General features: G+C 54.8%; 24 protein-coding genes and 1 pseudogene. 16 read left to right on the forward strand and 9 right to left on the reverse strand.

Annotated features, from left to right (window positions below):
* Window positions 1-6 precede the first annotated feature (6 nt).
* The 10 genes and pseudogenes from fliJ (at window position 7) to rcsA (ending at window position 6,776) form a co-directional block, all read left to right on the forward strand.
* Complete coding sequence (fliJ, locus tag ABFI50_RS01005; RefSeq protein ID WP_014884395.1) at window positions 7-450, forward strand: flagellar export protein FliJ; 444 nt, start codon at window positions 7-9, stop codon at window positions 448-450.
* Complete coding sequence (gene fliK, locus ABFI50_RS01010) at window positions 447-1,676, forward strand: flagellar hook length control protein FliK (RefSeq protein WP_045269878.1); 1,230 nt, start codon at window positions 447-449, stop codon at window positions 1,674-1,676. Before fliJ ends, fliK begins: the two co-directional genes overlap by 4 nt.
* A gap of 106 nt (window positions 1,677-1,782) precedes the next feature.
* Window positions 1,783-2,253: a flagellar basal body-associated protein FliL gene (gene fliL, locus ABFI50_RS01015; protein ID WP_014884397.1), complete on the forward strand. Its 471-nt coding sequence runs from the start codon at window positions 1,783-1,785 to the stop codon at window positions 2,251-2,253.
* A 4-nt stretch (window positions 2,254-2,257) separates the two neighbouring features.
* Complete coding sequence (gene fliM, locus ABFI50_RS01020; protein WP_014884398.1) at window positions 2,258-3,262, forward strand: flagellar motor switch protein FliM; 1,005 nt, start codon at window positions 2,258-2,260, stop codon at window positions 3,260-3,262.
* Window positions 3,259-3,672, forward strand: a complete 414-nt coding sequence (gene fliN, locus ABFI50_RS01025) for a flagellar motor switch protein FliN (RefSeq protein ID WP_014884399.1) — start codon at window positions 3,259-3,261, stop codon at window positions 3,670-3,672. Before fliM ends, fliN begins: the two co-directional genes overlap by 4 nt.
* Window positions 3,673-3,674: 2 nt before the next feature.
* Window positions 3,675-4,049 carry a flagellar biosynthetic protein FliO gene (fliO, locus tag ABFI50_RS01030; protein WP_014884400.1) on the forward strand — a complete coding sequence of 125 codons (375 nt, stop codon included), beginning with the start codon at window positions 3,675-3,677 and terminating at the stop codon, window positions 4,047-4,049.
* The gene (gene fliP / locus ABFI50_RS01035) at window positions 4,049-4,786 is read left to right on the forward strand and encodes a flagellar type III secretion system pore protein FliP (protein ID WP_014884401.1); all 738 of its coding nucleotides are present in this window, start codon (window positions 4,049-4,051) and stop codon (window positions 4,784-4,786) included. Before fliO ends, fliP begins: the two co-directional genes overlap by 1 nt.
* A gap of 9 nt (window positions 4,787-4,795) precedes the next feature.
* Window positions 4,796-5,065: a flagellar biosynthesis protein FliQ gene (gene fliQ / locus ABFI50_RS01040; protein ID WP_008500315.1), complete on the forward strand. Its 270-nt coding sequence runs from the start codon at window positions 4,796-4,798 to the stop codon at window positions 5,063-5,065.
* 7 nt (window positions 5,066-5,072) lie between these two features.
* A pseudogene (fliR, locus tag ABFI50_RS01045) lies at window positions 5,073-5,874 on the forward strand (flagellar biosynthetic protein FliR).
* 278 nt (window positions 5,875-6,152) lie between these two features.
* Window positions 6,153-6,776, forward strand: a complete 624-nt coding sequence (gene rcsA / locus ABFI50_RS01050) for a transcriptional regulator RcsA (protein WP_008500313.1) — start codon at window positions 6,153-6,155, stop codon at window positions 6,774-6,776.
* A gap of 102 nt (window positions 6,777-6,878) precedes the next feature.
* On the opposite strand, the gene dsrB is transcribed toward rcsA, so the two are convergent.
* Window positions 6,879-7,067 (reverse strand): protein DsrB, encoded by a 189-nt coding sequence (gene dsrB, locus ABFI50_RS01055; protein WP_013097741.1) that lies wholly within the window; start codon window positions 7,065-7,067, stop codon window positions 6,879-6,881.
* A gap of 129 nt (window positions 7,068-7,196) precedes the next feature.
* Between dsrB and yodD the strand changes: the two genes are divergently transcribed.
* Both yodD and ABFI50_RS01065 read left to right on the forward strand, forming a co-directional pair.
* Window positions 7,197-7,424, forward strand: a complete 228-nt coding sequence (yodD, locus tag ABFI50_RS01060) for a YodD family peroxide/acid resistance protein (RefSeq protein WP_014884403.1) — start codon at window positions 7,197-7,199, stop codon at window positions 7,422-7,424.
* A gap of 301 nt (window positions 7,425-7,725) precedes the next feature.
* A complete protein-coding gene (locus tag ABFI50_RS01065; RefSeq protein ID WP_045269254.1) occupies window positions 7,726-8,526 on the forward strand; it encodes a mannosyl-3-phosphoglycerate phosphatase-related protein in 801 nt (266 codons plus the stop codon).
* Here ABFI50_RS01065 and dgcQ read toward each other — a convergent pair.
* The 3 genes from dgcQ to ABFI50_RS01080 form a co-directional block, all read right to left on the reverse strand.
* Window positions 8,511-10,211, reverse strand: coding sequence for a cellulose biosynthesis regulator diguanylate cyclase DgcQ (dgcQ, locus tag ABFI50_RS01070; RefSeq protein WP_045269255.1), 1,701 nt, complete (start codon window positions 10,209-10,211; stop codon window positions 8,511-8,513). The two genes, ABFI50_RS01065 and dgcQ, sit on opposite strands and share 16 nt — an antisense overlap.
* A 73-nt stretch (window positions 10,212-10,284) precedes the next feature.
* Entirely contained in the window at window positions 10,285-10,467 is a 183-nt protein-coding gene (locus ABFI50_RS01075; RefSeq protein ID WP_008500307.1) for a DUF2158 domain-containing protein, read from the reverse strand.
* Window positions 10,468-10,545: 78 nt separating this feature from the next.
* Complete coding sequence (locus tag ABFI50_RS01080) at window positions 10,546-11,457, reverse strand: DUF808 domain-containing protein (RefSeq protein ID WP_014884406.1); 912 nt, start codon at window positions 11,455-11,457, stop codon at window positions 10,546-10,548.
* A 178-nt stretch (window positions 11,458-11,635) separates the two neighbouring features.
* On the opposite strand from ABFI50_RS01080, the gene yedA reads away from it, so the two are divergent.
* The gene (gene yedA / locus ABFI50_RS01085) at window positions 11,636-12,550 is read left to right on the forward strand and encodes a drug/metabolite exporter YedA (RefSeq protein WP_045269257.1); all 915 of its coding nucleotides are present in this window, start codon (window positions 11,636-11,638) and stop codon (window positions 12,548-12,550) included.
* On the opposite strand, the gene ABFI50_RS01090 is transcribed toward yedA, so the two are convergent.
* The 3 genes from ABFI50_RS01090 to ABFI50_RS01100 form a co-directional block, all read right to left on the reverse strand.
* Window positions 12,522-13,013 (reverse strand): very short patch repair endonuclease, encoded by a 492-nt coding sequence (locus tag ABFI50_RS01090; RefSeq protein WP_023330822.1) that lies wholly within the window; start codon window positions 13,011-13,013, stop codon window positions 12,522-12,524. The two genes, yedA and ABFI50_RS01090, sit on opposite strands and share 29 nt — an antisense overlap.
* Window positions 12,994-14,409 carry a DNA cytosine methyltransferase gene (locus tag ABFI50_RS01095; protein WP_045269258.1) on the reverse strand — a complete coding sequence of 472 codons (1,416 nt, stop codon included), beginning with the start codon at window positions 14,407-14,409 and terminating at the stop codon, window positions 12,994-12,996. The genes ABFI50_RS01090 and ABFI50_RS01095 overlap by 20 nt, the downstream gene beginning before the upstream one ends.
* A gap of 61 nt (window positions 14,410-14,470) precedes the next feature.
* A complete protein-coding gene (locus ABFI50_RS01100) occupies window positions 14,471-15,172 on the reverse strand; it encodes a phosphohydrolase (RefSeq protein ID WP_045269259.1) in 702 nt (233 codons plus the stop codon).
* Window positions 15,173-15,457: 285 nt separating this feature from the next.
* Between ABFI50_RS01100 and ompC the strand changes: the two genes are divergently transcribed.
* On the forward strand, window positions 15,458-16,621 hold the full coding sequence (ompC, locus tag ABFI50_RS01105; protein ID WP_045269260.1) for a porin OmpC: 1,164 nt from the start codon (window positions 15,458-15,460) through the stop codon (window positions 16,619-16,621).
* A 59-nt stretch (window positions 16,622-16,680) separates the two neighbouring features.
* On the opposite strand, the gene ABFI50_RS01110 is transcribed toward ompC, so the two are convergent.
* Complete coding sequence (locus ABFI50_RS01110; protein ID WP_014884412.1) at window positions 16,681-17,544, reverse strand: N-acetylmuramic acid 6-phosphate etherase; 864 nt, start codon at window positions 17,542-17,544, stop codon at window positions 16,681-16,683.
* Window positions 17,545-17,708: 164 nt separating this feature from the next.
* Between ABFI50_RS01110 and ABFI50_RS01115 the strand changes: the two genes are divergently transcribed.
* Both ABFI50_RS01115 and dcuR read left to right on the forward strand, forming a co-directional pair.
* The gene (locus ABFI50_RS01115) at window positions 17,709-19,325 is read left to right on the forward strand and encodes a sensor histidine kinase (protein WP_045269261.1); all 1,617 of its coding nucleotides are present in this window, start codon (window positions 17,709-17,711) and stop codon (window positions 19,323-19,325) included.
* On the forward strand, window positions 19,322-20,041 hold the full coding sequence (gene dcuR, locus ABFI50_RS01120) for a two-component system response regulator DcuR (RefSeq protein WP_014884414.1): 720 nt from the start codon (window positions 19,322-19,324) through the stop codon (window positions 20,039-20,041). The genes ABFI50_RS01115 and dcuR overlap by 4 nt, the downstream gene beginning before the upstream one ends.
* Here the strand turns inward: dcuR and ABFI50_RS01125 are convergent.
* Window positions 20,022-20,981 (reverse strand): FAD:protein FMN transferase, encoded by a 960-nt coding sequence (locus ABFI50_RS01125; protein WP_088126595.1) that lies wholly within the window; start codon window positions 20,979-20,981, stop codon window positions 20,022-20,024. The two genes, dcuR and ABFI50_RS01125, sit on opposite strands and share 20 nt — an antisense overlap.
* Between the last annotated feature and the right edge of the window lie 12 nt (window positions 20,982-20,993).

The following is a 20,993-nucleotide window of genomic DNA, read 5'->3' on the forward strand; positions in this document are numbered from 1 at the left end:
AAGGTCATGGCGCAAAACAGCGCGTTATCAACGCTGAAAGATCTGGCTGAAAAAGAAGTTGATGATGCCGCATTGCAGCTTGGCGCAATGCGACGCGGGTGCCAGCAGGCTGAAGAACAGTTGAAGATGTTAATCGACTATCAGCATGAGTATCGCACCAACCTCAATACCGATATGACCCAGGGCATTGGAAGCCAGCGGTGGATTAACTATCAGCAGTTTATCCAGACGCTGGAGAAGGCGATAGAGCAGCACCGCCAGCAGCTTAACCAGTGGACCCAAAAAGTCGATACCGCGCTGAATTTCTGGCGTGAGAAAAAACAGCGGCTGCAGGCCTGGCAAACCTTACAGGACCGGCAGATCGCAGCCGCGACCCTGGCGGAAAACCGTCTGGATCAGAAAAAAATGGATGAGTTTGCCCAGCGCGCATCAATGAGGAAACCGGAATGATCACACTGCAACAACTGCTGATGAGCGACAGCGACCTGTCGGGCGGGATGCAAACAGGGAAAGGCACCGACGGTGCGCAAGACTTTCTCTCCCTGCTGACGGGTGCCCTGACGGACGCGACGGGCAAGGGCAAAGATGCGCCGCTGACCCTGGCTGACCTGAAAGCCGCTGGCAGTAAGCTGTCAAAAGTCGCTCAGGACGCCAAAGGCGATACCGCGCTGCAGGCCAAAATTGCCGACCTGCTCGCGCGTCAGCCAGCCCTGAGTGGCGATGAAACGGCGCAGCTTGCCACGCCTGAAACCCTGATTTCCGGGCTGGTGCCGCTGTCAAAGGGCGATGCCCTGAAAACGCTCAATGCGGCCAACAGCAAGGATGACAGCAAAAGCGAACTGAGCGAAGAAGAGCTGGCCGGATTAAGCGCGCTGATGGCAATGCTGCCGCACCAGCAGACCAGCACGCCTCACGCGGCGGGCAGTAACGGCGTTTCCGCAACCTCAACGTTGAGTTCAGCGACGCTTTCGCCAAACGCAGCGGGCCACTCCCCCCTGAACGCGGTAGCGGGAGACCACGATAAAGCGCAGCTTTCCGCACCTTATCAGAGTCAGGCGAAAAACAACGGCCCGGATCTCTCCGCCAATGCGCCAGTCACTCCGGTCGTGGCCGCTGCGGCAGAGAAGCAGGAATTCGCCAGTTCTTCTTCATCATCCTCACCCACGGCTACACTGGCGCCGATCATGTCCAGTCATGCCACCAGCCAGCCTGCCGCCACCGTTGCCACCGCGCCGGTGTTAAGCCAGCCGCTGGGTACTCACGAATGGCAGCAGTCCCTGAGCCAGCACATCACGCTGTTCACTAAGCAGGGGCAACAGACTGCGGAGCTGCGCCTGCACCCGGAAGATCTGGGCCAGGTGCAAATCTCGCTTAAACTGGATGATAACCAGGCGCAGCTGCAGATGGTCTCGGCACACAGCCACGTGCGCGCGGCGCTGGAAGCGGCACTGCCTGTCCTGCGGACGTCACTGGCAGAGAACGGTATTCAGCTCTCTCAGAGCAGCGTCAGCAGCGAAAGCTTTGCCGGCCAACAGCAATCCTCATCGCAGCAGCATCAGGCTTCACGTTCCGGTCACAACGGCGGATTTAATGAAGAGAGCGAGGAGCTACTGCCCACCCCTGCCGCCCTGCAATCCGCGGCGCGCGGTAACAGCGCCGTAGACATCTTCGCCTAAACGCCAGAGGTAGCGTGATTATCCCCGTCTTTTCCACGCTTTGACGACGGCAGGACACGGGATAATCACCTTATTAAGCTGTACCGAAACAGGAAGCTCGTATCAGATGACAGACTCCGCTATCACCAAAAAAAGTAAGCGTTCCATCTGGATCCCGCTGCTGGTGTTGATCACGCTCGCCGCCTGCGCTACCGCGGGCTATAGTTACTGGCGTATGCAGCAGGAACCTTCAACCGCTGCCGCCAAAGCCGAACCCGCACCGCCGCCGGCGCCGGTCTTTTTCCCTCTGGACACCTTCACCGTTAACCTCGGTGATGCGGATCGTGTGCTGTATGTCGGTATTACGCTGCGCCTGAAGGATGAAGCCACCCGCGCGCGCCTGAATGATTATCTTCCGGAAGTGCGTAGCCGCCTTCTTCTGCTGTTCTCTCGTCAGGACGCCTCCGCGCTGGCCACCGACGTGGGTAAGCAAAAGCTGGTCGACGCCATCAAAGAGACGCTGGCCACCCCGCTGGTAAACGGTCAACCTAAGCAGGAAGTCACTGACGTTCTGTATACAGCCTTCATTCTGCGGTAACGACATGGGCGACAGTATTCTTTCTCAGGCAGAAATCGATGCGCTGCTTAACGGCGACAGCGATAAAAACGATGATCCGCAACCGGGCCTAACGGGTGACGACAATATTCGTCCCTACGATCCGAATACCCAGCGCCGCGTGGTACGTGAACGTCTGCAGGCGCTGGAGATCATTAACGAACGTTTTGCACGTCAGTTCCGTATGGGGCTGTTCAACCTGTTGCGTCGTAGCCCGGATATCACGGTCGGTGCGATCCGCATTCAGCCGTATCACGAGTTTGCCCGCAACCTGCCGGTGCCAACCAACCTTAACCTGATTCATCTGAAGCCGCTGCGCGGCACCGGTCTGGTCGTGTTTTCGCCAAGCCTGGTGTTCATTGCGGTGGATAACCTGTTCGGCGGCGACGGGCGTTTCCCGACCAAAGTAGAAGGTCGTGAGTTCACCCACACCGAACAGCGCGTCATCAACCGCATGCTGAAGCTGGCGCTGGAGTCCTACAGCGACGCGTGGAAAGCGATTAACCCGCTGGAAGTGGAATACGTTCGTTCCGAGATGCAGGTGAAGTTTACCAATATCACCACCTCCCCGAACGATATCGTCGTCAACACGCCGTTCCACGTTGAGATCGGTAACCTGACCGGCGAGTTCAATATCTGTCTGCCGTTCAGCATGATTGAACCGCTGCGCGAGTTGCTGGTTAACCCGCCGCTGGAAAACTCACGCAACGAAGATCAGAACTGGCGTGAAAACCTGGTTCGCCAGGTCCAGCACTCACAGCTTGAGCTGGTGGCTAACTTTGCCGACATCTCAATGCGGTTATCCCAGATCCTGAAATTACAACCCGGCGACGTTTTGCCGATAGACAAACCCGACCGCATTATTGCCCATGTGGATGGTGTCCCCGTGCTGACAAGCCAGTACGGCACGATTAACGGTCAGTATGCGTTACGCGTTGAGCACTTGATCAACCCGATTTTGAATTCGCTGAATGAGGAACAGCCCAAATGAGTGACATGAACAATCCGTCCGATGAAAACAGCGGAGCACTGGACGATCTGTGGGCTGACGCGTTAAACGAACAAAAAGCGACCCCAACGAAAAGCGCAGCGGATGCGGTATTCCAGCAGCTCGGCGGCGGTGACGTCAGCGGCACGCTGCAGGATATCGACCTGATTATGGACATCCCGGTCAAGCTGACCGTTGAACTGGGACGCACCCGGATGACCATTAAAGAGCTGCTGCGTCTGACGCAGGGTTCCGTCGTGGCGCTTGATGGTCTGGCGGGTGAGCCGCTGGATATTCTGATCAACGGTTATCTGATTGCCCAGGGTGAAGTGGTGGTGGTTGCCGATAAATACGGCGTGCGTATCACGGACATCATCACCCCATCTGAACGTATGCGTCGTCTGAGCCGATAAGTATGAAAACCCAGGCAACACTATCGCAACCGTCTGCCGTTCCCGGTTCCCCGCTGCTCCAGGTGAGCGGGGCGTTGTTCGGTATTATTGCCTTTATTCTTATCGCCGCCTGGCTGGCGAAGCGTTTTGGTCTGGCGGGTAAAACCGCCGGCACCCGCGGCCTGAAGGTGAGCGCCAGCACCACGCTGGGGCCGCGTGAACGCGTGGTTATCGTCGAGGTGGACGATGCGCGTCTGGTTTTGGGTGTCACCGCCTCGAACATCAACGTATTACATAAACTGCCGCCCGCCCCTGTCACGGTGGAGGAGCGCGCACAAGCCCCTGCGGATTTTCAGTCCGTCATGAAGAGTTTGCTTAAGCGTTCCGGGAGATCCTGATGCGCCGTTTGTTATCCCTTACGCTTGCGGGCATTGGCCTGTTTGCTCCCGCGGTTTATGCGCAACTGCCCGGTCTGGTCTCAACGCCCATTGCCGGTGGCGGTCAGAGCTGGTCGCTCCCGGTGCAGACGCTGGTATTCATCACCTCGCTGACCTTTATCCCGGCCATCCTGCTGATGATGACCAGCTTCACCCGCATCATTATCGTCTTTGGTCTGCTGCGAAACGCGCTCGGTACCCCTTCCGCGCCGCCAAACCAGGTGCTGCTGGGGCTGGCGCTGTTTTTGACCTTTTTCATTATGTCGCCGGTCATCGATAAGATTTATACCGACGCGTACCAGCCGTTCAGCGAAGATAAAATCTCCATGCAGGAGGCGCTGGATAAAGGCGCACAGCCGCTGCGGGAATTTATGCTGCGCCAGACGCGCGAAGCGGATCTGGCACTCTTTGTCCGCTTGTCCAATACCGGCGAATTGCAGGGGCCGGAAGCGGTACCCATGCGCGTTCTGCTGCCTGCCTACGTCACCAGCGAGCTGAAAACGGCGTTTCAGATTGGCTTTACCATCTTTATTCCGTTCCTGATTATCGACCTGGTGATCGCCAGCGTCCTGATGGCGCTCGGGATGATGATGGTGCCGCCCGCAACCATTGCCCTGCCCTTTAAGATCATGCTCTTTGTACTGGTCGATGGCTGGCAGCTGCTGGTCAGTTCGCTGGCGCAGAGTTTCTACAGTTAAGGAACGGCAATGACACCCGAATCGGTCATGATGATGGGCACGGAAGCGATGAAAATCGCCATTGCCGTTGCCGCTCCCCTGCTGCTTGTCGCGCTGGTTACCGGTCTGATTATCAGTATTCTGCAGGCCGCCACGCAGATTAACGAAATGACGCTGTCCTTCATTCCAAAAATCATCGCCGTATTCGTGGCGATTATCGTGGCCGGACCGTGGATGCTGAACCTGTTGCTGGACTATATGCGCAACCTGTTTACCAATCTGCCGTACATCATCGGCTGACCTGACGATGCTGCACTTCACCAGCGACCAGTGGGTTCAGTGGCTCGGCGTCTATTTCTGGCCGATGCTGCGCATTCTGGCGCTGATCACCACCGCCCCGATTCTCAGTGAGAAATCGATCCCCAAGCGTGTCAAAGTGGGGCTGGGCATTATCATCACCATCATCGTCGCCCCTTCCCTTCCCCCGGTGGATATTCCGATCTTCTCGGCGAATGCGGTGTGGGTGGCATTACAGCAGGTGATGATTGGCGTTGCCGTAGGCTTTACCATGCAGCTCGCCTTTGCCGCCGTTCGCACGGCCGGGGAGCTGATTGGCCTGCAGATGGGCTTATCGTTCGCCACGTTTGTTGACCCCGGCAGCCACCTCAATATGCCGGTGCTGGCGCGCATTATCGATCTGCTCGCCATGCTGCTGTTCCTGTCGTTTAACGGTCATCTGTGGCTTATCTCCATGCTGGTGGATACTTTTCATACGCTGCCGATTGGTGAAAACCCGGTCAACAGCAATGCCTTTCTCGCGCTCACCCGCGCGGCGGGGCTGATCTTCCTCAACGGCCTGATGCTGGCGTTGCCGATTATCACCCTGCTCCTGACCGTCAACCTGGCATTAGGTCTGTTGAACCGCATGGCACCGCAGCTCTCCATCTTTGTGATCGGTTTTCCGCTGACGTTGACGGTCGGAATTTTATTAATGTCATTACTGATGCCCCTTATCGCCCCCTTCTGTGAACACTTATTCGGCGAGATATTCAATCTGTTAGCTGATATTGTCAGCGAGCTGCCACGTAAATAATAGTCCTCACGATTGATATTGTCTTTCTGAGGATATTCCTAAAATAAAACATGAAAAACATCTTCCAGGATATATCTGACGGGGTTTAATTGTTTCTAACCACCTCACAATACTTAATATTTACTTTACTTTAAGAAGATTCCTGGCAAATTATACGTAACTTTACGGGATAGTGAGTCCGCCTGAAAGTCTTTGTCATGCTCACAGGTTTATTATTTTTTTCCATCCCGTATGGCTGTTTTGAGCTCTCAGGCAGATGGTGAATTATCGTTACGCATTGAGTGAGGGTATGCCATGTCAACGATCATTATGGATTTATGCAGCTACACCCGGCTAGGGTTAACCGGGTACCTGGCAAGCAGAGGGGTAAGAAAGAGAGACATCAACGATGCACACACCGTTGACGAACTCGCAGCCGCTTGTGACGAACTAAAACCAGGCGTGGTGTTTATTAATGAGGACTGTTTCATTCACGATCCAGCCAACAGTCAGCACATTAAGCAAATCATTAATCAGCATCCAAAAACTCTGTTTATTGTTTTTATGGCGATCGCGAATATCCATTTCGATGAGTATTTGTTGGTCCGTAAAAATTTATTGATCAGTTCTAAGTCGATTAAGCCCGAGTCGCTGGATGACATTCTGGGTGATTATTTGAATAAAGAAGTTAAAAATGTAGGAGCGGTTAACTTACCCACCCTATCATTAAGCAGGACTGAATCAAGTATGCTGCGAATGTGGATGGCAGGACAAGGAACTATTCAGATCTCTGACCAGATGAATATTAAAGCAAAAACCGTTTCATCACATAAAGGAAATATTAAAAGGAAAATTAAAACGCATAATAAGCAAGTGATCTATCACGTGGTACGTTTGACCGATAATGTGACGAACGGGATTTTCGTCAACATGCGTTAGTGGCTTAAACCCCTTTGCACCCTACCTTTGATCTCTGGCCAGGCCAGAGATTTTTGCTTATGTGGGCGTTGTCGGGCAACCGCAATGCCACCCGACGCTGTGTTACTCCGCTTTTTCGACAAAAATGCCGTCCGGATGCCCCAGTTCATTAAAAAACCAGATGCCGAGCGGGTAGTCTTCCAGTGATACCAGGTACATTGTCCCCTCACTGAACTCTTCAATTGCCAGTACCACCCCCGGGCGGCGCGGCCCACCGTCCGTTTTAACGGTAACCCGATCGTTGACCTTCATACATTCCTCCTCTGGTTTTGAGCCAGTGTAGAACAAAACGCATGCGCTGACATCGCTGACGGATGCGAATGCCGTTTTTGTGTGCGGTCTATACTTAACCGTGGACACGTTTATATGAGGTACCCCGTAATGAAGACCAACAAAGCGTATAGCGACACCATCAAGCGCGAAGTCGAAGTGGATGTCGATGCCCTGCTGGCCGCCATCAATGAGATCAGTGAATCCGAAGTACGTCGTGCAGAGGATGATTCCGAGAGGGTGATGGTGAACGGGAGGGATTACCATACCTACCGCGAACTGGCGGAGGCCTTCGAGCTTGATATACACGACTTTAGCGTGTCTGAAGCCAATCGATAGCGCGAAAAAAATCCCGGTCATGGGGATGGCCGGGATCAAAACTTGCTTATGCAAGAAGCACTTGAAAATTCGTTACACCAGGAAATCTGATGTACAAACCACACTATCCCCAACGATTTTGTCTGACAAGCATATATTCTTACGGCGAATATAATATTTTTAACATAATCATTTTTGTTATGAGCAATAACGCACGGTGAATGCGGCTTTGGCTGAATCGCGTCTTATAAAGACGGTTTTCCCTTCAGTATTTTTTTAAGAATATTCTTAGGTAGAGGCGCGTGCGCTTTCAGGAGTCATCATGCTTTCACTTCAGGGTCCCCTGCTGGTTTTTTCCGATCTGGATGGATCGCTTCTGGACTTTCATACCTACGAGTGGCAACCCGCGATGCCATGGCTGGACAAACTGCAGGATTATCAGGTGCCGGTGATTCTGTGCAGCAGCAAGAGTGCCGCAGAGATGCTGGATATCCAACAGGATCTGGGCCTGGAGGGGTTACCTTTTATTGCTGAGAACGGCGCGGTCATTCAGCCTGATGTGCGCTGGGAGAGGGGGCAGCGCCAGATCGCAGGGATGACGCATCGGGAAATTCATCCGCTTATTGAGCAAATCCGCCAGCAGGCAGGCTTTAAATTCGTCACGTTTGATGACGTGAACGAACGCGTCATCAGCGAATGGACCGGGCTGACGCGCTACCGTGCGGCGCTTGCACGCAAACACGACGCCTCTGTCACGCTCATCTGGCGTGATACCGACGACGCAATGGTCCGCTTTGAAGAGGCGCTGGCGCAAAGGGGTCTGAAATGTCTACAGGGCGCCCGTTTCTGGCACATTCTGGATGCACGCTGCGGTAAAGACGTGGCGGTTAACTGGCTGATTGCGCAGTACCGCGAGCAGGAAGATTGTGTCCCCACCACACTGGGGCTGGGGGATGGCCCAAACGATGCGCCGCTGCTGGACAGCGTCGACTTCGCCGTGGTGATTAAAAGCATAAACCGCCAGGGCATTACGCTACAGAATGATAGCCCTGAACGGGCTTATCACACGCAGCAGAGCGGTCCCTTAGGCTGGCGGGAAGGGATGGATCACTTTTTCTCCTGATCGCTCCAGCACACCCGGTTACGCCCGCTCTGCTTGGCCTGATACAGCCTGTCGTCCGCGGCAGACTGCAGCTGTTCAAAAACATAGTTCTCTTTTTCCTGCGCGCTGGCAACGCCCAGGGAGGCGCTAATGCGAACGGTCGTGCTCTTTTTCACCAGGATCTCCCTGCTGTTGATGCGTGACCGGATGCGCTCCGCGACCCTTCTCCCCTCTTCCAGGCTGCTCCCCGGCAGGACGACGCAAAACTCTTCCCCGCCCACGCGCCCGGCAACGTCATTTTTGCGCAGCACGCTGGCAATCAACCCTGCGGCATGGGACAGCACTTTGTCACCCGCCTGATGCCCGTACTGGTCATTAATGCATTTGAAATGGTCAAGATCGATCTGTATCACCGTAAACGGCTGACCCTGTTGTCGACAGATCTCCGCAATCCCTTTTGCGCGCTCAAACAGCGCGCCGCGGTTATTCAGACGCGTGAGGGGATCGTGCCAGGCCTGCCACTGCAGGGAGTGCTGCAGGGTGTACATATTGCTGACCATCCTGCGGATGACCAGCCATGAAACAAGCAGCATGGCGGTAAAGAGCGCCCACAGCAGGGCCAGCACAATACTGATACTGCCAAAGTCACCCTGTACGCCTTCGTGCAACGTATGAACGCGTAAGATCACCCCGTCAAAATGATCGAGTCGCTCCCAGCTAATAAAACGGCTTCCAAGGCGAATTCCGCCTCGGGTGTCGTGTTCAATCGCGTGCGCAATTTGCGCCGTTTCAACCTCATCAAAGCGGTTCACCTGACTGCCGTCCACTTCTGACGTGGCAATCATGTTCAGACGCGTGTCATACAGTTGATACTCGCCCTCCGTCCGGTCCTGCGTCGCCTCAGTCAGCAGGCGTTTCATGGTGTGTATGGAGAAATCCATCGCTACCACGCCATACCAGTAATGCTCAAAATAGATGGGCACGCTCGCCGTTATCGTGCGCTCCCCATTGCTCCAGGGCGACGGCGCCGAAATAAACCAGCGCACCGCGCGCGCGCGATTGTGGCGTTCTGAGTGTAAGGTAAACCAGGGTTGGGTCACCAGAAAGTAATAGCGGGCGCTGATATCGTCAGCCATATCAGGCGTGTCTGTCGAAAGATAAAACCCCGCGCGGGAAACGTAGATAATCCGCTCTTCACTTTGCACACCCGACGAGGCCAGGCGCAGTAAATACCCCACTTCCAGCGCGGCAGAAATCTCATTACTGATACGCTCACTATCACGGTTAAGGAGCGTGGATTTTGCAACGAAGGCATCTGACACGCCGTTCAGGGGAAGGGTGCGTTTTTTATCAACGGCCAGCTGCCAGGTTTCATCCGTCCGCACGGCGCTAAAACGAGACACCGCATCGCGCAGGACATCAAACCCCAGGGGGGTCTGTAAGGCATCATGCATGCTGGTGCGGAAAAACAGCATTTTGTCCACGCTGTACTGCAGCTGACGGTCCAGCGACGTGGCGACCGTTTCGAGATGGTTACGCTGGCTGGAGATATACGCCTCCTCCAGGACCACCACCTCACGCCAGGTCAGGAGGGTGGAAAAGACAAGGACGACAAGAAAACAGAGATTAACGATTAACCCCGGATTGCTACGCTTATGCAGCCATTGCAGAAAATATTGTTTTACAACAAAGGTATCGCGCTGCACACACACTCCCTGATTACTGCCTTACACCCGGTACATGAGATAAAAACGCCCGGCAAAGCCGGGCGTTATGTGATTAAGCCTTGTCCCGCTTGTGCTGCCCGTCGCCCGGCTGAAGCTCATCTTCACGAAATGCTTCCCGCTTGATGCTATAGCCATCGTGCCACCGACACTCCACCATTCCGCTGGAATAGCCTGTGACAATCATACGTGGGCCACCTTTCTTAGGCTTAACTTCATCACTGACCAAAAAGACCATACCTGCCTCCTGTATCAGGGTGAAACTGTTTCAATTTAGACGAGGAATAGTCTTTTTGCATACCACAACAGGTAACAATTAGTGCGCCGAACCGCGCATTTTCTCGACCAGTTTCACCGCCGCCACCACGATAGCGCCAACGATAAAGCCCAGCACAAGATTAAGCAGCGTCGGCAGAATAGCGGCCACCACGCTCCCCTGCGCCGAGGAGAACTGTTCGATCGCATGGTGCAGCGGAGCAATGCCGTGGACCACAATACCGCCCCCCACCAGGAACATCGCCAGGGTGCCAACCACCGACAAGCTCTTCATCAACCACGGTGCCAGCGTCAGTAAGCTTTTACCGATGCCTTTTGCCACCGCGCTTGATTTCTCCTCCAGCCAGTAGCCGATATCATCCAGCTTCACGATCAATCCGACCAGACCGTACACGCCGACGGTGACCAGAATGGCGATGCCGGAGAGGATCAACACCTGATTGAGCAGCGGCGCATCGGAGACAATACCCAACGTAATGGCGACGATCTCTGCCGAGAGAATAAAGTCGGTCCGAATGGCGCCTTTGACTTTATCGCGCTCGAAGGTTTTCGGATCCTGCGCGGCCAGCGCGTCCAGACGCTGCTGGCGCATCTCCGGCGTGTCGTTCTGCTTGCGTGCGCTGAAGGAGTGCAGGACTTTCTCCACGCCTTCAAAGCATAAAAATGCCCCGCCAATCATCAGCAACGGCGTGATGGCCCAGGGAATAAATGCACTGATCAGCAGCGCCAGCGGCACCAGGATCACTTTATTCAGAAACGAGCCTTTTGCCACGCCCCACACCACCGGCAGTTCGCGGTTAGCCCGTACACCGCTCACCTGTTGAGCGTTAAGCGATAAATCATCCCCCAGCACACCCGCGGTTTTCTTCGCCGCCAGTTTCCCCATCACGGAAATATCATCCAGTAAGGTGGCAATATCATCCAGCAATGTTAATAAGCTACTTCCTGCCAAAATCGTGATCCTTCTTTTTTTGGTAATTAAGTGAATAGTATGGAGCAAAAGCGCAAACGCGGAAACAGGCACCTCACGTCAACAAAAAATTCACATCAACTACACAATTAAAGGGCTCGCCAGCAGGATAGTTTTCGCGTTTACTATCAGCGACCTTTTTATTTCGTCGTGAGGGATTATGCGTTTCCGGCAACTGCTACCGCTCATCGGGGCACTTTTTTCGCTTTATATCATCTGGGGTTCGACCTACTTTGTCATTCGCATCGGCGTGGAAAGCTGGCCGCCGCTGATGATGGCGGGCATTCGTTTCCTCTCGGCGGGCGTCTTGCTGCTGGCCTTTCTGCTGCTGCGCGGTCATAAGCTACCGCCGCTGCGCCCGATGCTCAACGCCGCCCTGATTGGCCTGCTGCTATTGGCGGTAGGGAATGGGTTTGTGACCATTGCCGAGCACCAGAACGTACCGTCGGGGATCGCCGCCGTGGTCGTTGCCACCGTACCGCTGTTTACCCTCTGCTTCAGCCGTCTTTTTGGCATCCGTACCCGCAAGCTGGAATGGTTGGGGATTGGCATCGGCCTGGCGGGCATTATTCTGCTCAACAGCGGCGGTAACCTGAGCGGCAATCCGTGGGGCGCGATCATTATTCTTATCGGCTCAATGAGCTGGGCGTTTGGTTCGGTATACGGTTCGCGTATCGAACTGCCAACCGGCATGATGGCGGGGGCGATTGAGATGCTTGCCGCGGGGATCGTGCTTCTGATGGCTTCCATGCTGACGGGGGAAAGGCTGACGACCATGCCGGATCTGTCGGGCTTCCTGGCGGTCGGGTATCTGGCGCTGTTTGGTTCGCTCATTGCAATCAATGCCTACATGTTCCTGATCCGCAATGTGTCTCCGGCGGTTGCCACCAGCTATGCCTACGTCAACCCGGTCGTGGCCGTGCTGCTCGGTACCGGGCTCGGCGGGGAAACGCTCTCTCCGATTGAGTGGTTAGCATTAGGGGTGATTGTTTTTGCCGTCGTGCTGGTGACGCTGGGCAAATATTTACTGCCGGCGAAGCCCGTGATTACGCCTTGCGGGGTGGAGAAACCGTAAGCGCGTGGATCCCCTGTGTGTCGATCTGCGCGGTGTGTCCGCCGCCGCAGATCCACTCTTCCAGCCGTTCGCGCAGATCGGCATCGTTCAGTTTTAGCCGCCCTCTCAGCGCACACTCCCAGACGATCAGCACGCGCCAGCCCTGCGCGATAAGCGTGGTGAGATCCCGCGCGTCGCGCGCAACGTTCTTGCCAATCTTCTCCAGCCAGAAATCAGTGCGCGTTGCCGGAACTTTAAACAGGTAACAGTCGTGATGATGCCAGAAACAGCCGTGGGTAAAGATAATGCACTGATACGCGTCGATGACGAAATCCGGTCGTCCCGCCAGCGCGGCATCCTGCACGCGGAAATCAAACCCCGCCTGCGTCAATAATCCGGCCAGACGCTTTTCAATGGCGGTATCACGCGTGCCGATGGCACGCATGTTTTTGCTGCGCGTTGCCTTATCGTGAACGTCCGTCATTGACGGCCTCACTCTGGCGGAGTGCCACCGCCTGCCGGATACGTGAGGCCAGCAGTTTTGCCACCGCCGCAAAGGCGGGCACCACCACCGAGTTACCAAACTGACGGTATGCCTGAGTGTCCGACACCGGAATACGGAAACTGTAGCCCTGCGGCGTTTCAAAGCCCATCAGCCGGGCACATTCCCGTGGCGTGAGGCGTCGTGGACGGTGGAGCTGGTTTTGCGGATCGTCGAAATCCCTCTCGCCCAGCGCTTTATCCCAGCCTCTGTCGATCAGGATTTCCGCGCCGTCTTTATAATAACGGGCGGACAAGGTGCGGGTCACGCTGTGCGGATCGTGAGGATTAACCATGCCAAATCCGAAGCCGTTGCCTTTTGCCTGATGCTTTTTGGCATAGCGGTAGAGGTATTTCCACAGAACGGGCGTAAGGATAAATTTCGCGTCGACCACAGGCTCCAGCAGGTCGGCGACGGTTGGACGACGCTCGGGATACAGAGACGGGATATCCCGCAGGGTAAAATCTCCCTTCAGATTGAGATCGCGGCGGAAGCCGACCAGCACAATGCGCTCGCGATGCTGGGGCAGGAAATGTTTCCCGTCAATGATTTTTGGGTCATCCGCGCCCATATCCTCAGAATCGGCCACGTCGTAACCCAGCTCATCCAGGGTCTGCATAATAATGCGGAAGGTTTTTCCGCCGTCATGGCTCTTTAAGTTTTTGACGTTTTCCAGCACAAAAATGGCCGGACGGCGGGCGTCAATGATGCGGGCCACATCAAAAAACAGCGTTCCCTGCGTATCGCAGGCGAAACCGTGGGCGCGTCCGAGGGCATTCTTTTTCGATACGCCGGCCAGCGAGAAAGGCTGGCAGGGGAAGCCAGCCAGCAGCACGTCGTGCGCCGGGATCGTCTGACGAATATGCCCGGCGGCCTGTTCATCCGTGACGCCGCTTTTATGGCTCAGGGTGACATCACGTATATCGGCGTTGAAGTGATGCTCGTGCGGATCGCAGTACCAGTTCGCTTTATAGGTGCGTACCGCATGTTTGTTCCACTCGCTGGTAAACACGCACTGACCGCCGATGGCTTCAAAACCGTGCCGGATCCCACCGATACCGGCGAACAGATCGATAAAGCGGAATGCATAGTCCGGGTGCGCGGCAGACGGACGCGGAAGCAGGTTTTGCAGATAACGAAACTCACCGTCGCTCAGGCGGCGCCCTGCCCGCTCGCTGGTCAGCAGTCGCTTAAGGATGGCCGGGCTCCAGTGGCTCTCACCGTGCGCTATCAGCTGGTTCGCCACCGTTTTGACATCATAAATATCCAGCAGCTGGCGCAGTAATGCCTGCACCGTTGCCGTTGATTTCTCAGCCTGCTCTGGCGCGGGCCCTGTCACTGATCGATTTTCCTGCATTCTTTTAACCGGAGAATAAAGACTGGGAACAGATTACCACAGTTCAGTTGGGCAAACTGCGACAGAAGCGGTTCTGAATCTGGCTATCCAGCCCGATGCAGTCGCCCTGTAATTCGGCACTGAGTTTCGCCATAAAGTGAACGAGAAAATCGGCGTTATGTTGCGCGAGCTCGCGCCCGACGTCGGTTTGCATTGTATCAGGCAAGCGCAGCAGCTTAGTCTGAAAATGATCGAGGGCAAATGCCCGGTCATCCAGCGAGCGCGCATCGGCAAAGGGATCTTCCGCGTCAAACAGTGCCACGCCCAGCGCCCCCGAGACGGCAAACACGCGCGCCAGGCCAATCGCGCCCAGCGCTTCGAGACGGTCGGCGTCCTGGACAATTTTGGCCTCGATACTTTGCGGCGCAATACCCGCGCTGAAACTGTGCGCCTCGATGGCATGCTCCACGGCGGCAAAGCGATCCGGCGGAAAGTCCGGGAAATCGCGGTGCAGAATGTCCCGCGTTTTGCGCGCCGCCAGACGCGATGACTGACTGCGTTCAGGATGATTTTTCGGCAGGCTAACGATGTCGTGAAAATAGCAGGCGGTCAGGACCACCAGCGGCTCGGCCTGATGATGAATCATTATTTTGCGGGCCGTCATCCAGACGCGTCGGAAGTGCGAAATATCATGCGCACTGTCTTCGCTGGCGTGATGTTCATCAAGCCAGGATTCAAAACGCTGCTGCCACTGTATGGGTTCCATCATTCTATCCTGTGACGAAAACAGGCTGTGGATTATAACACAGCCGAATTAAATGATTTAAAAAATAGAAATGAGAAATACTTAATAATAATTATGCACAATGAATTCAGTTCATTAATTCACATGAAAAATAATGAGAGCTTTAGAAATATTTTGCAATATTTTTACCGATTTAATTACATTTATTTTTGAACCAAAATAACAATCCATAGAATAGTATCAAAATCGTAATTACGGAGGGTGATTACATATATTCATATAAATTATCTTTAAAGGGAATATATAATGAAAAGAAAAGTTCTGGCAATTCTGGTACCCGCATTATTAATGGCTGGCGCAGCAAATGCGGCTGAAATTTATAATAAAAACGGCAACAAAGTTGACCTGTATGGCAAAGTTGATGCGCGTCATACCTTCTCTGACAACCCTGGTGACGACGGCGATGAAACCTATGTACAGGTGGGTTTCAAAGGCGAAACTCAGATTACTAATGAGCTGACGGGTTACGGCCAATGGGAATATAAAACCTACGCCAACGATACTGAAAACGCAGGTGGTAACTCTTTCAACCGTCTGGCGTACGCTGGCCTGAAATATGGCGAATACGGTTCATTTGACTATGGCCGTAATTATGGCGTGGTGTATGACGTTGAAGCCTGGACCGATATGCTGCCAGTATTCGGCGGTGATTCTTACACCTGGACCGATAACTTCATGAACGGCCGTGCTAACGGTCTGGCAACCTACCGTAATAGTGATTTCTTCGGTCTGGTTGAAGGTCTGAATTTCGCGCTGCAGTATCAGGGGGCGAATGAAGATCAGTTTGCTCAAGAAGACCAGGAAGGCACCAAAAACGGTCATAAAGACGTACGCTTCCAGAACGGTGACGGCTTCGGCATGTCTACCTCCTATGACTTCTCGGGCGATCTGTCCGGCCTGAGCCTGGGTGCGGCGTACTCTTCCTCTGACCGTACTAACAAACAGGAAGCAGCAGGCCAATACAGCGCGCGTTTTGCGAGCGGTAAAACAGCTGAAGCGTGGACCCTTGGCGCGAAATACGACGCCAACAACGTCTATTTGGCGATGATGTACGCTGAAACTCGCAACATGACACCATATGGTGATTATGGTATCGCGGATCAGACTCAGAACTTCGAAGCGGTAGCACAGTACCAGTTCGACTTCGGCCTGCGTCCATCCCTGGCATGGGTTTACTCAAAGGGCAAGGACATGGCTTATCCTGGCAATGCCAGCAACCCGCAGGGTCAGCATGGTGACATGGACCTGGTTAACTACATCGACCTGGGCATGACTTACAGCTTCAATAAAAACTTCTCTACCTATGTTGATTACAAAATCAATATGCTGGACAACGATGAAAGCTTCTACGAAGCAAATGGTATCTCTACCGACGACATCGTTGGCGTAGGCATGACCTACCAGTTCTAATTCCCCAAAAATACTAAAGCCCGCACTCGCGGGCTTTTTTTCATTTATAAGAGCCGAATTTACGGCGCTTCCTGCAACGCCACGCGAATAAACCCGTTATTCTGCGCCAGCAGTTCGTGGGCTTTCCATGCATCCAGCCCGGTCAGTACCATCAGGACTGCCGTTTTACAGTTATGGTTACAGCTCTCCAGCGCGGCTTTTGCCTGCGCCCGGGTGCAGCCCCCCGCCTCCATCACAATGGCAATTTGTCGTTCGGCCCATTTGGTATTGCGTGCCTCCAGATCCACCCGCAGGTTGCTGTAAACGCGCCCGGTCCGCACGGCCAGCCCGGTGGTGACCATCGAGAGGATCATTTTTTGCGCAATACCCGCTTTGGTATTGCTAAAGCCTGCCACCACATCAGCTCCCAGCGCCGGGGCAATTACCATGCTTGCCAGCTGCGCCGCTTCACTTTGTGCATCACCGGTTATGATGGCGACCATAGAGCCCAGCGACCATGCATGGCGCATTGCCCCCCAGACCCACGGCGTTTTTCCGCTAACGGTAACCGCCAGCATCATATCGTGTTCACCAAACTTAATGGCCTGCAGATCGGCAACGCCACGCTCGTAGCTCCCTTCCCCTTCCTGTGCCGTCACGGCAATCACAGGGGTTTTGCCCGGCGCATATTCATCGGCAGCCTGTTGTGCGACACGGCCAGACGGCCCCGCCCCGACAATGACCAGACGGCCCCCGTGACTAAGAGTCGCCGCGGCGTTATCCACCACGCGGGCGATCGTCGTTAAACAGGGGGATATTGCAGCGGAAATGAGTGCATCTTCCTGGTGAATGACCTTCAGCATGTCCAGCGTGGACAATCTATCAATATTCATCGTGCTGGCGTGCCGTCTTTCCTTGACCGAACCGGTAAGCATAATGCTCATAAACAGCCTCCTTATTATGAGTACCCACACACTATAAAGTGTTTTATATGGATGACCTGCGAGGAGGGTCACGAAAAGAGGACCAAATCCACGCCTTTACATGGCTTTAAGAAACGCGCGTCATCAGCGATAATTACCCCTTTGTTAATCATCGCGGAGTATTGATGAGCGATTTGCAGCCTTTCCTTCTGACGCGCAAGCGCCCCATGAAACTGAACACGCTGGTCACGTTGATGGTATGCGCGATTATTGCCTCTGTGCTGCTTCTGGTCTTTGCGCTCTACTCCGTTCAGATCACCCGGGCCACCCGCGATGATGTCAAAGACACCGCACTGGGTATCGCCCGCACGCTGGCCGACAGCCCGGAGATCCAGCGAGGTCTGATGCAGTCCCCGCAGGCCGACATCATTCAGCCCATCGCCAAAGCGGTCACCCAACGCAACGATCTGCTGCTCACCGTGGTGACCGACATGCGCGGTATTCGTTACTCGCACCCAAACGAAGCACTGATTGGCCTGCATTTTATTGGTAACGATCTGGAACCCGCCCTGGAAGGTAAAGAGAATGTCTCGGTTAACCGGGGCGCCCTCGCCGAAGCGCTTCGCGTCTTTACCCCGGTTTATGACCGCCAGCACGATCAGATCGGGGTGGTGGTGGTCGGTATCTCTCTCAAAAAGGTGGAAGACCAGATTGCCCGCGGGCGGCTGAATGCGCTCTGGACGATATTATTCAGTATCTTTATGAGTTCGATGGCGATTTGGGGCCTGGTGCGGGTGCTGAAGCGCATTCTGTTCGGCCTCGAACCCTACGAGATATCCGCCCTTTTCGAACAACGTCAGGCGATGCTGCAGTCGCTTCGCGAAGGCGTACTGGCCGTCGATATTCACGGGCGCGTGACGATGATCAACCACACCGCCAGAGAAATTTTACTCCTGCCCTCCGGCAAGCAAACGGAAAACGCCAGCGCACCACTTTTAGCCAGCCTGCGTGAGATTTCAAAAACCGGCGTCGCGCGCCAGGATCAGGAGATCAGCTGTAACGGTCGGCTGTTGCTGTGCAACATGGTGCCGGTCAAAAGCCAGGAGCAGGTCATCGGGGCGATCGCCACCTTCCGCGATAAAACGGAAATCAGCCAGCTGATGCAGCGCATTGATGGCATGGTCAACTACGTCGACGCCCTGCGCAGCCACACGCACGAGTTTATGAATAAACTGCATGTGATCCTTGGCCTGCTGCATATGAAGCGCTATGACAAGCTGGAGGAGTACATCATCCAGACGGCGCATAATTACCAGACGGATATCGGTACGATCCAGAGCAAGGTAAAATCGCCGGTCATTGCCGGGTTCCTGCTGGGTAAAATCAACCGGGCAAAAGAGGCGGGCGTCACCCTGACGCTGGCGGACGAAAGCCAGATACCGGATACCGCCAGCGAAGAGCAGGTCGCGGTGTTGATCACCGCGCTGGGTAACCTGATTGAAAACGCGCTCGACGCGATGGAAGGACAGCAGGAAGGCGAGATCGGCCTGCTGCTGCATTATCAGAATGGCTGGCTTAGTTGCGAAGTCAGCGACGATGGCCCCGGCATTGATCCCACTCAGCTGGAGGCTATTTTTACTAAGGGCTTCTCAACGAAAGGTGAAAACCGCGGCGTTGGGCTGTTCCTTGCTCGCCAGCAGATTCAGAACCTGGGCGGAGAGATCTCCGTGGAGTCTGAGCCTGGCGTCTTTACCCAATTTTTTGTTCACATCCCCTGGGATAGCGAGAGGAATATCGCGTGATAAATGTATTAATTGTCGATGATGACGCCATGGTGGCCGACCTCAACCGTCTGTATGTCAACCGTGTTGAAGGCTTTAGCTGCTGCGGTGTCGCCTCCACGCTCAACCAGGCGAAGGCCATGATTAACGACCCCGGTCAGCCGGTCGATCTGGTGCTACTGGATGTCTATATGCAGCAGGATAACGGGCTGGATCTGCTGCCCGTGATTCGCGCGTCCGGCCGCCCGATCGATGTCATTATGATCTCCTCGGCCGCCGATGCCGCCACGATCCAGACCTCTATCCACTACGGCGTGGTGGATTACCTGATCAAACCCTTCCAGTTCCCGCGCTTTGAAGAGGCGCTCAACGGCTGGAAAGCGAAGCATAACCTGATGGAATCGCATCCGTATTATGAACAGGCCGACGTTGACCGCCTGATCCACGGCGGAGCGCCGGAGCTGGCGGACAGCAAAAAGCTGCCGAAAGGGTTAACGCCGCAGACGCTGCGCACGATCTGCCAGTGGATTGACGCCCACCCGGAGATGGAGTTTTCCACCGATGACCTGGCGAGCGCGGTGAATATCTCCCGCGTCTCGTGCCGCAAATACCTGATCTGGCTGGCGCAAATCAACATTCTGTTCACCAGCATTCACTACGGTGCCACCGGGCGGCCAGTGTATCGTTACCGTCTCCAGCCGGAACAGACGGGGCTGCTTAAGCAGTACTGTCAGTAACGCGGTAGGTATTATCCAGCAACGTAAAGCGGAAGTGGTGCATCGATGAGATCACCACTTCTTTTGTTTTGGTCACAAAAATGGCTTCAATATCCGGGCGAGAGCGCAGCACCGCGCAGCCCTTCTCTATGCCCATGCCGTACATCAGCGTGGTCCAGATATCGCCGTCGATAGACTCTTTTGACACGATGGTGACGCTGTCCAGCGCGTTGTCCAGCGGGTATCCGGTGCGCGGATCGAGAATATGGTGATAGCGCTTGCCGTTTTGCTCAAAGAAGCGCTCGTAGGTTCCTGACGTCACCACGGAGCGGTTTTCCACCGTCATCGCGCCAATCAGCGCGCCGCTGACGAACGGTTTTTTCAGCCCGACGCTCCAGCCCCCTTCCGGTGAGCCCAACGTCTGGATATTTCCCCCCAGGTTGATGAGTCCCCGCTCGGTCCCCTCTTTGTGCAGGTAATCCCGCACCCGGTCAGCGATATAGCCTTTGGCGATGGCGCCCAGGTCGATCTCCATGCCTGCTCTCGCCAGAAACACGCTGCTCTGCGCCTCATCAAGGATGACATCCTCAGGACGGGTAATCGCCAGCAGCGCCGCAATGTCATCAGCAGGCGGAACGCTGTCACCCCGGAAACCAATTTTCCAGCGCTTCACCAGCGGGCCTATCGCCAGGTTAAAAGCGCTGTCCTTGAGCAGGCTTGCCGCTTTTGCACAGCGGATCAGCTCGAACACCGGTCGGCTGACGATGACCGGATGCTGCCCAGCCGCGTGGTTGATGTCCATCACCTGCGAGTGGGCACGGTTGACGGTAAGCAGATCTTCATACTGTTTGATGAGTCGAAACACGCGGGAGGCGAGGGCTTCGTCATGGGTGAAGAGTTTCAGGAGGATGGGGGAACCCATCAGGACGGCGGAGTAACTGTAAACACGGTTATCTGACATGCATGTTTCCTC

Origin of the sequence: Enterobacter sp. HNDS-6 (assembly GCF_039850505.1) — a bacterium.
In the GTDB taxonomy this organism is placed as follows: Bacteria; Pseudomonadota; Gammaproteobacteria; order Enterobacterales; family Enterobacteriaceae; genus Enterobacter; species Enterobacter kobei.

Excerpts from the sequence above, each read along its gene's own strand:
- rcsA (WP_008500313.1), top strand. The coding sequence starts at position 6,153 with ATGTCAACGATCATTATGGATTTATGCAGCTACACCCGGCTAGGGTTA.
- ABFI50_RS01100 (WP_045269259.1), bottom strand. The coding sequence starts at position 15,172 with ATGGAACCCATACAGTGGCAGCAGCGTTTTGAATCCTGGCTTGATGAA.
- ABFI50_RS01110 (WP_014884412.1), bottom strand. The coding sequence starts at position 17,544 with ATGAGCATTATGCTTACCGGTTCGGTCAAGGAAAGACGGCACGCCAGC.
- fliM (WP_014884398.1), top strand. The coding sequence starts at position 2,258 with ATGGGCGACAGTATTCTTTCTCAGGCAGAAATCGATGCGCTGCTTAAC.
- ABFI50_RS01075 (WP_008500307.1), bottom strand. The coding sequence starts at position 10,467 with ATGGTCTTTTTGGTCAGTGATGAAGTTAAGCCTAAGAAAGGTGGCCCA.
- ABFI50_RS01125 (WP_088126595.1), bottom strand. The coding sequence starts at position 20,981 with ATGTCAGATAACCGTGTTTACAGTTACTCCGCCGTCCTGATGGGTTCC.
- ABFI50_RS01065 (WP_045269254.1), top strand. The coding sequence starts at position 7,726 with ATGCTTTCACTTCAGGGTCCCCTGCTGGTTTTTTCCGATCTGGATGGA.
- yodD (WP_014884403.1), top strand. The coding sequence starts at position 7,197 with ATGAAGACCAACAAAGCGTATAGCGACACCATCAAGCGCGAAGTCGAA.
- fliJ (WP_014884395.1), top strand. The coding sequence starts at position 7 with ATGGCGCAAAACAGCGCGTTATCAACGCTGAAAGATCTGGCTGAAAAA.
- yedA (WP_045269257.1), top strand. The coding sequence starts at position 11,636 with ATGCGTTTCCGGCAACTGCTACCGCTCATCGGGGCACTTTTTTCGCTT.
- fliQ (WP_008500315.1), top strand. The coding sequence starts at position 4,796 with ATGACACCCGAATCGGTCATGATGATGGGCACGGAAGCGATGAAAATC.
- fliP (WP_014884401.1), top strand. The coding sequence starts at position 4,049 with ATGCGCCGTTTGTTATCCCTTACGCTTGCGGGCATTGGCCTGTTTGCT.
- ABFI50_RS01115 (WP_045269261.1), top strand. The coding sequence starts at position 17,709 with ATGAGCGATTTGCAGCCTTTCCTTCTGACGCGCAAGCGCCCCATGAAA.
- fliN (WP_014884399.1), top strand. The coding sequence starts at position 3,259 with ATGAGTGACATGAACAATCCGTCCGATGAAAACAGCGGAGCACTGGAC.
- fliK (WP_045269878.1), top strand. The coding sequence starts at position 447 with ATGATCACACTGCAACAACTGCTGATGAGCGACAGCGACCTGTCGGGC.
- ABFI50_RS01090 (WP_023330822.1), bottom strand. The coding sequence starts at position 13,013 with ATGACGGACGTTCACGATAAGGCAACGCGCAGCAAAAACATGCGTGCC.
- ompC (WP_045269260.1), top strand. The coding sequence starts at position 15,458 with ATGAAAAGAAAAGTTCTGGCAATTCTGGTACCCGCATTATTAATGGCT.
- fliL (WP_014884397.1), top strand. The coding sequence starts at position 1,783 with ATGACAGACTCCGCTATCACCAAAAAAAGTAAGCGTTCCATCTGGATC.
- fliO (WP_014884400.1), top strand. The coding sequence starts at position 3,675 with ATGAAAACCCAGGCAACACTATCGCAACCGTCTGCCGTTCCCGGTTCC.
- dsrB (WP_013097741.1), bottom strand. The coding sequence starts at position 7,067 with ATGAAGGTCAACGATCGGGTTACCGTTAAAACGGACGGTGGGCCGCGC.